The sequence below is a fragment of the Streptomyces sp. NPDC015125 genome, from assembly GCF_043080045.1.
Lineage (GTDB): Bacteria > Actinomycetota > Actinomycetes > Streptomycetales > Streptomycetaceae > Streptomyces.
Genome location: NZ_JBIBVF010000002.1, coordinates 232584 through 244462, shown reverse-complemented (window position 1 = coordinate 244462; position 11879 = coordinate 232584). Strand labels below are relative to the sequence as shown.

Genomic DNA, 11879 nt, shown 5'->3' with positions numbered 1-11879 from the left:
CCAGACAAGGAGAAGTTCGTGAATCGAAGCCACATCGAACACCGTGTCAGTCGGCCCGCACCGAGGCGCTGCGCCAGGGGGACGATTTCCTCCCGGCGGCGCAATGCCCGTCCGACGCCCAGTGCGGCCTCCGCCGCATGGCACGGCCGGGTCTGGAAGCCGGTCCGGTCGCCGGCTGAGCTCGCCCGCGAATCGGCGCTGTTTTCCGAATTCGATTAGGACAGGCCCACCGGAGCCCGGAACGATAACGCCGGAACCGGGTGGAGGCGGGGCCTGAGCGGCACCGGCGAGAGGCGGGCCGGGAGAGTTCCCGGCCCGCCTTCCGGTGGGTGAACGGAGCATGGACCGTTCACCCGGGCCGCAGCCGGCACCGGGCATCCCGTGCCGGAATCAGAGGAGAGGAGGCTCGTCGGGTGCCTCGGGCTCCACGACCGGACCGGGTGGGTAGGCGGCATCCGGGTCCGGGGCGTCCGGAGGACTCTCGGCCCTCTCATCCGAAGGGTCAGCCGCGGTCTCCCCGTCCGTCGTCTCCGCTCCCGGCTCGTCTGCCGCGACGGTGGGAAGGACATACGCCTGAGCGAGTCCGGCGAGATGCAGAGGAAGCGGAAGGGAGAGCGCGACCGGATAGTCGGGGGCCATGCGCAGTTGGTGCGTCGCGAGGGCGATGGCCTCGGGTTCGTCGGGCACGGGAGGTGACGGCGGCTCGGCGTCCCGCTCCGTATGGCAGCCGAGTACGGCGATCTCGACCAGCGTCGGGTTCCAGGCTCCGGTGCCTGCCTGGGAGGTGAGGTTTCCTGCGGCGTTGACCCGCGCGGCGAGCCTGTCCAGTGCCGGTGAGATCGCGAAGGTTCCGGGGCGTTCCGTGCTGCTGTGGAACACCCGCTCACCGGGTTCGCGGCGTGCGTCGCCACTCGGTCGAACCGCCCAGAACCCTGCCGGCTGACCATGAGCCTTCCCCGGCTCAGCCAAGCCCCACCACTGAGCCGTCTCGCGGCCGGCCCGCCCGCGCACCCGGACGAGACGGAGCTCGTCGTCGATGCCTCCCGGCGGGGCATGACCGATCCTGATCATGTCCGGTTCGATCTGTCCATCCTGCAGCCAGGGCCAGTGCGACCTGCTGTTCTGTGCATGGGTGATGAGCACGGTCGGGTGATTGCGGAGCGAGTGCAGCATGCGCTGGAGGAAGCGCGCGGTTTCCCTGCGCTGCTCGGACAGATTGGTCCGCCGCGCCTTCGCGGTGATGCGCGGCGCATCGTCCGCCGTACCGCCGGAGCCGGTCTCGCCCGGGGCGTACGGGTCGATCTCGGCCTTCTTCACCAGCCCGAGCAAGAAGTGCGGATAGGGAATCCAGGTGCGGGTGTCATCGTCCCATCCGCGGACGACGCAGAGCCCGCTACCTTCGGGGAGCGGAGTGACGAGCACGGCGACCGGCAGGTGCCTCGGCAGCCGGGTAGGACCGTCCTTGCGCCGTTTGACCATCCAGAGAGCGGCGTACTGAAGACCGTCCGGCAGATCACCGCCCAGGGTGTGTTCGGGCAGGACGCGGACACCGAGCTGGCGGAAGCCGTCCAGCCAGGCATGGTGGGCGCGGTGTTCGACGGTATCGGCGTTGGCGATCCGCCGTTCCCCGGACGGCGTGACGACGAATTGGGTCAGCACTCCCGCGTCGGCACACCCCAGGCGATTGGCGAACTTGGGATCGGTGTCGGCCTCACGAAAGGTGCTGCGGTGAGCGATCTCCACCAGGGCTAGGCCGGGGCACTTCAGGTCGGCGCCGTCCGCACGGAGCCAGCCGCTCAGCTTCCGGCGGCGAGCGGCCAGGGCGCGGGCCGCTCGCTCTCCCTTGCGCCTGACGGCAGGGTCGAGGACGAGCCGGTCCCCGAGCCCGTCGGTGAGCGGCAGGCAGCGCAACTGCACCACGAGCTCCGGGGTCCGCCATTCGAGCACTGCGGGCTGACTGGGACGGGCGTCGTCGAATGCCTGTTCCGGCAGGGCGTGTGCCCCGCCGTCGCCATCAAGGCCCAGTGTCCTGGCGAACTCCCGCACCGCGTGACGGCGAAGTTCCGCGGTCCGCCAGAGCAGTCGGACCGTCACGTGCGCCTGCCCGGCGGCCGGCTCGGACGTGAGCCCCGTGCGGTCGGCGAGGACCGCGAGTGCGCGGCTTCGGACCAGTGCGGCGCGTGCCTCCTCGGCCTTCTTCGCCGGTTCACCCACTGGCTTCGGGCGCCGATTGGCGGGTGCGCCGATGCCCTTGCCCCGGCCGCGCACCAGATCAGGCAGGCGAACCACGCCCGCGGGCAGCGCCGCCTCCGCCCAGGCGGTGAGCTGGGACCTCTGATGGGGCATGAGTCCCGGGCCGACCTCGTGCACGCCCATGTGGTTGCTGTGGACGACGGCAGCCCGGACGCCGGGGCCGTCGCCGATCCAGTCGGCCGGGTCGGCGAGCAGCCGGTCGGGAGCCGGGAACCGTCCGACGACGCTGAGCTGGTGCAGGATGCCGGCCGGATCGTTCTCGGCCCAGGTGAAGCCGTCGGAGGCACGGTCGCGCCGCAGCCGGGCAAGGGCGCCGCGTTCGGTCGCGGGCACTCCGGGCAGCCAGGGGATCTTGGGTCGCAGATGGACGGTGGTGGACTGACCGTACGGCAGTGGCAGCCGTCCGGTGTCGGACCTCGTGTGGGTGGCCCAGCGGCGTACGCCCCAGTGCAGATGCAGCCGCGGCCGCGGGTCGAAGGGGGCGGTGTGCAGCGAGATGTTGAGGGTGATCGAGAACCACCACTCCTTGCGCTTGATGGTGCGGCACAGGGGTTGTGACATGAGCTCAGCCCCTTGGTCGCGGGGGCCGCGGGGCAGTGCCCGGAAGCGCAGTTCCCCCCCTTCGAAGGGATAGGGGTCGAGGCCGCGGATGCGGCGGGCGAGCGCGTCGGTGGCGAGCTGGAACTGCCGGGTCTCCGGTGCGGCCGTCCCGCCGTCGGTGGGGTGTGCGCCGAGGAGGTCCACCCCCGGTACGCTCTCCCAGCTCAACGGGATGTCCGTCAGCTCATCGCTGCACCGCAGGAGGAGGGCACGCATCTCCGGGTTGTACTCGGACCGCCGGGGCACGAGCGTGCGGAGCCAGGCGTTGAGCACTTGACCGCCGGCCCGGCCCGGTAGGGGATCGGGCACGTCCGCGGGCACGTACATCCAGAAGTCCTCGGGTGGCATGGGTCCCTCGCCGATGGGAGGGCGGGCCCGCGGCCGCACGATCACCTCGGGGGCGAGTGTCTGCAGTGCAGTGTCCAGGCTTCTGGTGGGCAGGCCCCGCTGCCACTCGGCCTCGGGGCGGCCGTGGTTGTGGAGCGTCATGAGCGTGCTCTGCCAGCGTTCCGGGAAGCGCAGGGCACGGTAGTCCTCGGTCCACGGGGTCGCGGGGTCGGCGAGGTGGTAGGCGGATCGGCGGATCTCTCGGTACACGGCGATGCTCCATCGAGGGTCTGTGTGGTGGTGAGTCGGTGGCCGTCCGGCACGGGTTCCGCCGGACATGGCACGGGTCAGCGCCTTCTGGCCGGCGAAGTCCCGATCCCGCACAGGGCGTCGTACAGCGGCCGGTAGAGCAGCCTGACCAGGGACGGGTCGGCGGGGTCGGCACAGACTCCGGGGTCCGGGGCGAAGTAGGGGGCCAGCACGTCTCGGAGACGGGTCAACAGGCCGGGATCGCTCTGCCAGCGCGGGCGGCGCCCCGCGGCCGCGCGGTCGTCCGCCGCAGCGAGCCGGGGAGCGAATGCGGCGTCGACGAAGACGACCCTGGCGGGAACCCCCCCGCGGACCAGGCGGCCGATCACCTGCCAGAGGGTGACCAGCTGATCCCATGCGAAGGACTCCTTCTCCGCGTCGGACAGCCTGGAGTACATGTAGGAGCGGGAGAGCAGGCGGCGCCACACCCCGCGCGCGGCTGTACGGAAGGCGCTACCCGCCCGGTCCAGATCCGCACCTTCGCCGACCAGTTCGGCGAAGGTGCCCTCGGCCAGGCCGGGGTGGTTGCGGATGAACCGCGTGCCCCAGTCGTTGACGGCGAAGACGGAGAGGAAGAGGTCATCCGGGCGGGGGTGGGGGCGGACGAGAAAGAGCACGGTGCCGAACGCGGCCACCCGCTCCTCTCCGGGGCGCTGGGGAACGGTGAGGATGTTGTGTCCGCGTTCGACCGCGAGCAGGGGCGCGACCAGGATCTGGGCACGGTGATCGTCCGCGAAGGCGGCCAGGTCGCCGCGGCGCACAACGGTCGCGTTCGCGGGCCCCTCGGAGTGTGCCTGCGAGGCGAGGGACGCCTCCAGCGCGGCGTCGTCCGCGGCAAGCACCCGGACGCGGTCCCGCCAGGCGGACATCTCCGAGAGCGTCGCGGCCACCACTGCGGCCTCCCGGTAGCTGCCCACGAGTAGGAGGGCTCTTCTGCGGCGCAGGTCGGGAATCTGTGCCAGTTCGCGTTGGAGGGGGCTAGGGGTACGGTCCCGGTTGGATCGCGCCAGCTTCGACACGAGCAGGCGCAGGACGTCCTCGCGTTTCTCCAGGTCCTCCCCGGAGACGCGGATGGGCTGTCCGGCGTCGTTGTACATGAACTCCGTGCGGAAGACAGTGTCGCCGATCGAGCGCAGTGCCTCCGGCTGCGGTTTGAGCACGGCCCGGACGGGCGCGACCACATGGGCCCGGGTGGAGGTGCCCGCCCAGCTCGTCCCGGACATGAGCAGGACGTTCGGGCCGTTCGTTCCCCGGTCGGAATCGACACCCAGCCCGGGCAACGAGAGGAGAAGCTCGCGGCCCACCCCCGCGCACCGGAAGAAACGGAGGGTGCCCGTGCGCCGTCCTTCCCGGCCGTCACGCTCGTCGAGCAGGAACTGGAAGCCGAGGACGTTGCCCATAGGGGACTCGGGCAGCAGGGGCGCGTAGTCCAGGGGCGGGCGTCTGGTCAGCTCGTGTTCTCCGGGGTCGAGCCGCAGGGCGGCCTCGACTTGTGGCCACAGAAAGGTCACCCGGTCGAGCCGCTGGTGGAGGGCTGCGAGCACCAGAGTGAACTCCAGCCTTTCGGCGTTGAGTTCGAGCCACTCCTCACTGAATTCGGAGGCGTGCTGTGGTGACTCGCCGGGAAGCGGCGGTCGTTCGCAGGGCTTCGGCGCGCCGTCGAGCAGGGTGTCGAGCAGGGCTCGTACGCGCTCGCGCGTCCGCTTCTCCTGGAGGGTGTGCAGGATGTCGTGGGCCAGCCTCGCCAGATCGTCGGCGGGGGTTCCATACGGCCCGCGATCACCGAGCGGGTCGTCGCGGAAGACGTCGAAGACCTTGGTGAGCCTGTCCCGGCGAGCGGCCCAGGGGGTGCCCTCCGGGGCGGGGGGCGCCTCGGGCGGACGGTCCAAGGCCTCCTCGTCGTCGTAGAGTTCGGTCTCGTCCGGCGTGTCCTCGTCCTCGGCGGCCCGGCGTGGCGGCGGGTACCAGGCGTTGAGCAGGCGTTCCTGAAGGGTCCAGGGGCTGAAGTAGTCGATCTGTGCCCATTTCCGCAGTGCCGGGACGCCGATGAGCATGGCGTAGAGCCGATCCGCGGCGGAGCCGACGACATCGAGGGCGGACGACCAGCGTTCGACGTCCTGGTCCGAGAGTTGCAGCCGTCCCTGTCTGGAGAGTTCGGCGATCTCATGGGTCTGGAGCCGGTCGAGCCAGGATTCCGGGCCGGTGGTGACCAGAGTGGCCGTGGGCGCGAACATCTGGTCGAGTTGCGTCTGGACGCGGTCGGCCTCGTCCACGACGACGATGTCGCTGCGCAGACAGGCGAGTTCCAGATAGCGCAGGCGCTCGGCGTTGAGCTGACGCGGAACAGCTGTCTGGACCAGGCTCGCGGGGTTGGCGACCCAGATGAGCGCGTCCACGAGATCACGGGAGGAGGAGTGCCGGGGGCAGGCGCTCCACAGCGGGCAGGCGTGTGGGTTCCTGGGGACCTCCATCTCCTCGGTGTCGGCGGACTCAGGGCCGGTGGAGCCACCGGCACCGCCGTCCGGACGCACGCCTCGGGCGCGCCGGAGCTCCCGGGTGACCTGGGCGGAGTGCGACCGTGCGTCCTCCTCCTGGTCCGCCTCATCGACGCCGCGGTGCACCGGATGCAGCGCGCCACAAGGCGCGTCGGCGAAGCGGAGCGGCTCGACGGTCTCCAGAGCCCGCAGCGCGTCGAGCGGACAGGCCGTGCTCAGGTGGGCGAAGGTCCGGTCGGTGTGGTCGAGCAACGAGCGTTCCCCGCGCGCAGCGAGCCGCCGGTGCAGGCGCTGGGTGTGCTTGGGCCGGGTGGTGCTGCCCTGGACGAGTGCCGCCCGCATCCCCAGCCCCTGGAGGAGCTGGGTCAGACTGAGCTGCTCGGCGACGTCGCCGACCACCAGGGTGGTGCGCAGACCCCGCCGGTGCGCCCAGACCGCGAGCAGGGTCATGAGGGTCGACTTCCCGGCTCCGACCATGCCCACCAGATGCGTCAATCCGTCCAGGGTGAGGGTGCTCGCCGGCTCGAAGTCCGTTCCGTCCGTCGTGCGGACGTCGAGTTCGAGGCGGGACAGCCGCTCACGCCACTGGCCGGGCGGCCTCCCGAGGCGTTCTTCCTCCGCGTCCATCCACTCCGCGGTGTCGTCCAGTTCGGCGAGGGGGATCTCGATGAGGCCGCCGGGGCCGGGGCGGGGGGCCACGAGGTCGTGTCCCGGCGCGGGAGCGAGCACGAAATCCGGAGGAACGGTGACGGAGGAGTACCGGCGCCGCTCCTTGAAGCGGTGGGTTCCCTCCCCGGCGTACGGAAGTGGGTTCGTCGCGAAGTCCGGGACCCGTCCGAGCGCGTTGTCGTAGACGTCGAAGCGATGAGCGGCCACGGGATGCGCGACCCGGCGCGCGGGTCCGCCATCGGCCGGGACGCGGTAGCCGCGCAGCTGTTCGGGGAGTTGCCGATAGCTCTCCAGGCTCTGTTGCCACAGGCGTCGCCGCCGCATGGGCCACAGGAGGTGGCGAGCCGCCGTCAGGGCGAGCTGGTCCCCGGGTGTTGTCACCATTCCGGCGGCGGAGGCGAAGGGGTAGCCGCCGAGAAGGACCCAGACCCCGTCCGCCGCCCGCCCGGGCCCCAGCGTCTCCAGCAACCGCAGGCCCAGTTCAACCTGGCAGAGCAGGGCGGGTTTGATGCCGCGGTACTCCGCGGGCCATGGCTTCAGGTCCTTGGCCAGATGCTGGTACCAGCCGCTGCGGTCACGCACGATCAGCTCCCTTCCCCATGAGGGTCTCCGGTGCGAGGCGCGCGCCCGGGCCTCGCTCGCCGCGCAGGCGCTTCCGGGCGATCTCGACCGCCTGCTCGTCGCTGAGCAGGCGGAGCCCGGCAGCGTGCGCGGGGCGTTCCCGGGCGAAGGTCTCCAGGTAGTCGCCGCGCTCGCGGACCCGGAAGTGCGGCACGACCCAGCACGCCTCGTCGTACGGCGGCTCGGGCCGTACGACGGTGGCGGCCTGGCCCAGAAACCCCGGGTGGGTCCAGTCCTTCACGTCGATCGCCCAGATGTGACCGTCGGGAAAGGTGACCCTCAGGTCGTACGCGTCGAAGCCGGGCCACATCTCGACGGCGAGGCCGAGACCGCGCAGTTTCCCCTCCAGCTCCACCTCGGCGTGTCCGGGACCGGTGACGAACTGTCGGAGCGGGCGCCGGAGCTGCCGGAGTTCCCCCACCTCGTCGGCGGGCAGCCGTCGGCCGAGGGGTGGGGGACCCAGGTGCCGGCAGCGGTCGCGTTCACACCACCAGCCGTTCCCGACCAGGGGGGTCAGCAGAGTGAGACAGCGTGCGCAGGCGACGGCGGCGCCGTCCCTGCCGTGGCCCGCCGGGACGGGTGCGTAGATCTCGTCGATGAGGAACTGGACCGGGTCGAGGTAGAGGTCCGTGCTGATGTCCGGCCACTCCGCCTCGGTCAGGACGGGCCGGGCGACCAGCAGTCGGCGGAAGGCCGTGTACGACTGGGGCAAATTCGCCGCGCGGCAGGCGCTCATGGCCTCGCGGATCACCAAGTCGACGTACTGGCGGCCGGTGCTGTTCCCGGCCCCTTTGACCTCCAGCTCGCCGCAGAGCTGCGTCGGTTTCCCGGAGTCCGGGTCGATGAGCCGGTTGTTCTTGTTGAAGAGGCCGGGAGGCAGAGCGTCGAGGGGCCAGCGCCTCAAGGGGCGGGTCCGGCACCAGTGGATCATCTCCGGTACCCCGGCGGGGGGCCGCGCCCCGCCACGCAGGCAGGCGAGGACCAGCCCGTCCAGCGCGCGCTGCGCTTCGGGGGGATAGGGAAGGGTGAAGGAGTCCAACTGGACGACTTCGTCCAGTTGCATGACGGCCGTGGCGACGTCACGGAGGAGGATCACGTCGGGGTTCTCCAGCCAGTCCGGAATCGTCCCGGCATAGCCGCTCACGCTGCCTCCTCCGGCCCCGGCGTGACGTCGCGGATGTCGCCCGAAGGGTCCGCGGTGTGCGCGGCACCCGGCTCGCACCAGGTGCGCACCTGACAGGTGTGGCAGTGGCGGCCGGTGCGGGGTTCGTACGAGGTGTCCCGCAGCAGGGGCTCGGCAAGATCCGCGATCACCTCACGGGCCTCGGCCACCGTGGCGGGGCGGCTGGGGTCGATGGCTTCGAGGCGGCTCTCCCCCACGCCCTCCCGCAGGTGCTCCAGCTCGACACGGCCACGGCGCGGCCCGTCGCCCAAGGCGCCCTTGTCGAACAACAGAACCGCCAGGGCCAGTTGCGGAAAGGAGCGCAGCAGCGGGCGGCCTTCCCACAGGGGTGCGGCGGAGGTCTTGGTCTCCCGCCAGATCCACCGTCCCCGACGGGTGTACAGCAGGTCCGGCACGGCGAGGACGACGACATCCAGCTCGGGGACATACGCGGTGACCCGGTGCTGTGTCAGCACCTTCTCACCCGGGGCCAGTCCGTCCAGCGGACAGAGCGCGCGGTGTTCGTCCAGCATCCGCAGGGCGCTTCGGGTCAGCGGTTCCTCCAGCGGATGCGCGGAGGGCAGCATGCTCTCGCACGCTGGGGGAAGTTCCCGGCAGCTGTGCGGGAGACGCTGTGCGTGCCGCGCGTTCAGCACGGCGTCCACCACGCGCCCACGGCGTGCCCCGGAGTTCTCGGGGGTGAGATCATTGAGTCGCAGGTGGCGCACGAGGTGGTACTGGGCGGGGCATTCGCCGTGGAGTCGCAGGTCCCAGGCCGAGATGGAGCGACGAGCGGCACGGGGCGGTATGGAGGCACGGGGCGGCCCCCACAGCTCCGGAGTGCGCAGCAGTTGGGCGCAGTGGCCGATGACCTTGCAGCGGACACAGCCGGCCCCGGGGCGTACGCCGGTGCCGGTGGTAGCGGCAATGAAGGCGGGCGCGGCGTCACGCCTGAACAGCTCGCGCACGGTGTCCGGCCCCCAGTCGAGAAGCGGTGTGACGCTGCCGTCCGCGCAGCCGAAGTCGAAGACCCGCACACGCTCCGGCGGCGTGGGGTTCACCAGGGAGGTCGCGGGCGGGTGGGCGAGGCGGGCACGCCGCCGGGCGGGCAGGCCCTGTGCGACGACATGGGCGATCGCGGCCTTCTCCGCCGCCGGGCGGTCGGTCTTCGCGCGGCCGAAGGACGGGATCCACAGGTCCCTTACCGCGCCGTCGGCCGAGGCGTACTGACGGCCCCAGGTCTTGTGCTCGTACTGCCGCGCGCCTCGGTCGTCGGGGTGCTCCCGCAGCGCGGTGCGCACGGTCCAGTCCAGTTGTACGGGGGTGGTGGGGGGCAATCCGGCGGCCAGCGCCGCATGCTGTTCCCGGGTGCGGGCGGCGACATACCGCTCGAACGCATGAATGGTCCACGCCATGAGGGAGGGGTGCGCGGCCGCCTTGCGCCCACGGAATGCGCCACGAGTCTGGCGCAATTCCTCGACTACGCGCCCGGGGTGTCGATGCCTGTGCTCCCATAGGTCCAGCGCGGCGAACAGGGGGCCGGCACCGAAGTCCTCCAGGAGTGTGGGCTGTTCAGCTGTGCGGGGTACGGGCGGCGTGCCGGGGGCATCCGGGAGACGCGCGCTGAGCAGCGGCCGGACTGCGGTGCGCAGATGGGACGGGCAGACGTCGGGATCGGACCGGGCATGGGTCGAACTGACCTTGACCAGCCAGCTCTCGCCGGTGGTTCCGAGTGGATTCTCCATGATTCCCCCTGATCAGGGCGGCACGGACGGGGTGAACCGAAAAACACGGACCACCGAAGCACTCAAACAGCATGACACACTCTGTGAACTAAGTCGTTACGTGACATCATCCCCATTCGATACACGGTACGCTGCGCCTTCAGGCAGAGCACTCGGGTCGACTACTGAGGGGCACAGAGGGTGGAAGCGGGCTGGGACGACGTGCGGGCGGGGGAGTTGATCGACGGCCGCTACGAACTGGTCGATCCGGCCGGCAAGGGAGGGATGGCCCAGATCTGGCGGGCCCACGACCGAAAGACCGGCCGACAGGTCGCCGTGAAGTTTCTGCGCTTGGACACCGAGGACCTCCGTCAGCTCGACACCCAGGAGCAGGAGGAAGAACTCGGACATCGGCGCCTCAGGTTCATTCGCGAGGCAGGTCTCCTCGCATTCCTGCGACACCCCAACATCCCCGAGCAGTACGCCTTCGGAACGCATGGCGGAGTCCCCTACCTGGTCATGTACCACGTGGTGGGGATCAATCTGCGCACCTTCCTGAATGAGTACACACCGTTACCGCCCACCGTCGCCGTATCCGCCGCCGCTCAGATCGCCGGCGCCCTCGTCCATGCCCATGAGCGCGACGTGGTGCACCGAGATCTGAAGCCGGAGAACCTGATGATCTCCGAGCGGGGTGTGGGGTTCCTGATCGATTTCGGCATCGGCAAGCAGCTCGGAATCGAGTCCACCCTCACCCAGCCGGGTTCCACCCTCGGCACACCGGGCTATCAGGCACCGGAACAGATCCAGGGAGAGGAGGCCACCGCGGCCACGGATGTCTATTCGTTCTGCTGCGTGTTCTACGAACTCCTCACCGGAAGGCCCCCATTCGTCACCAATGACCGGGATGGATCGGTGGAGCGCCAGCATCTGCGTACGACGCCGCTGCGACCGAGCGACCTCGCGGCGGGGATCGGCGACGCCTTGGACGAGCTCGTGCTCCGGGGGCTAGCCAAGGAACCGGAGCAGCGCCCGACCATGCGGGAGATCCTCGATGTCCTGGGTGAGTTCACCCCCCGGCCCGGCGACCCGGAGCCCCGGCCGTGGCTCCCCAACGACCCCACCCGCCCCTTCCGGGCGCTCGACGAGAACACGGCCGCGAACCGGTCACCCGAGCAGGAGCCGGCCGGGGGGACCAGGGACGACGAGGACGGGGGATGGCTGGACCCGGACGCGATCGAGCTGCTCTGCTCGGCGGCCGAGCGGGAGTTGGAGGAGGGTGAGCCCGGGGGCGCGGTGAGCGAACTCGCCGGGCTCGTGTCCCGCGTTCGCGAGGAGTGGGGACGCCGCCCGCTGGTCCGGCAGGTCTGGGAGCTGACCGCCGGGGGGCTCTGGCTCGCGGGAGACTTCGGTGCCGCCGCGCGGCTCTACGAGAACATCGCGGACGACCTGGTGCGCGGCAACAACCCCCGGGAGCGGGCCGATCGGGCGGTGTTCGGGCTGCGTGCCGCCCGCTGCCGGCTGGAGTCCGACGGCGACACCGGGGCGGCGATCAACGTGGCCACCGAGGCCGGTTACACGGCGGCGGCGCTGCCCGAGCCGTACGCCATGCAGGTGGAGACGGAGCGCCGCGAGGCGGCAGACCGCATCTCCGAACTGCTCGCCGCACGGGACGGTGGACTGGATTCCGGTGCGACGCCCGGGCGGGAGTGACGTCAC

5 protein-coding genes are annotated in these 11879 nt (G+C 70.9%); 1 reads left to right on the top strand and 4 read right to left on the bottom strand.

The features are described 5' to 3' along the window. Positions 1–390: 390 nt before the first annotated feature. The 4 genes from ACF088_RS06065 to ACF088_RS06050 form a co-directional block, all read right to left on the bottom strand. Positions 391–3450, bottom strand: coding sequence for a pPIWI_RE module domain-containing protein (locus tag ACF088_RS06065; protein WP_392374197.1), 3060 nt, complete (start codon positions 3448–3450; stop codon positions 391–393). 77 nt (positions 3451–3527) lie between these two features. After that, complete coding sequence (locus tag ACF088_RS06060; RefSeq protein ID WP_392374196.1) at positions 3528–7235, bottom strand: hypothetical protein; 3708 nt, start codon at positions 7233–7235, stop codon at positions 3528–3530. Continuing rightward, entirely contained in the window at positions 7228–8418 is a 1191-nt protein-coding gene (locus ACF088_RS06055) for a hypothetical protein (RefSeq protein WP_392374195.1), read from the bottom strand. Before ACF088_RS06055 ends, ACF088_RS06060 begins: the two co-directional genes overlap by 8 nt. Next, positions 8415–10181, bottom strand: a complete 1767-nt coding sequence (locus tag ACF088_RS06050; protein WP_392374194.1) for a PD-(D/E)XK nuclease family protein — start codon at positions 10179–10181, stop codon at positions 8415–8417. The genes ACF088_RS06055 and ACF088_RS06050 overlap by 4 nt, the downstream gene beginning before the upstream one ends. A 180-nt stretch (positions 10182–10361) precedes the next feature. Here ACF088_RS06050 and ACF088_RS06045 point away from each other — a divergent pair, with 180 nt between their 5' ends. Further along, positions 10362–11873, top strand: coding sequence for a serine/threonine-protein kinase (locus ACF088_RS06045; RefSeq protein WP_392374193.1), 1512 nt, complete (start codon positions 10362–10364; stop codon positions 11871–11873). Positions 11874–11879: the final 6 nt, after the last annotated feature.

Bases quoted from the DNA above. Each gene is read 5' to 3' on its own strand.
- ACF088_RS06050 (WP_392374194.1), bottom strand. From the start codon at position 10,181: ATGGAGAATCCACTCGGAACCACCGGCGAGAGCTGGCTGGTCAAGGTC.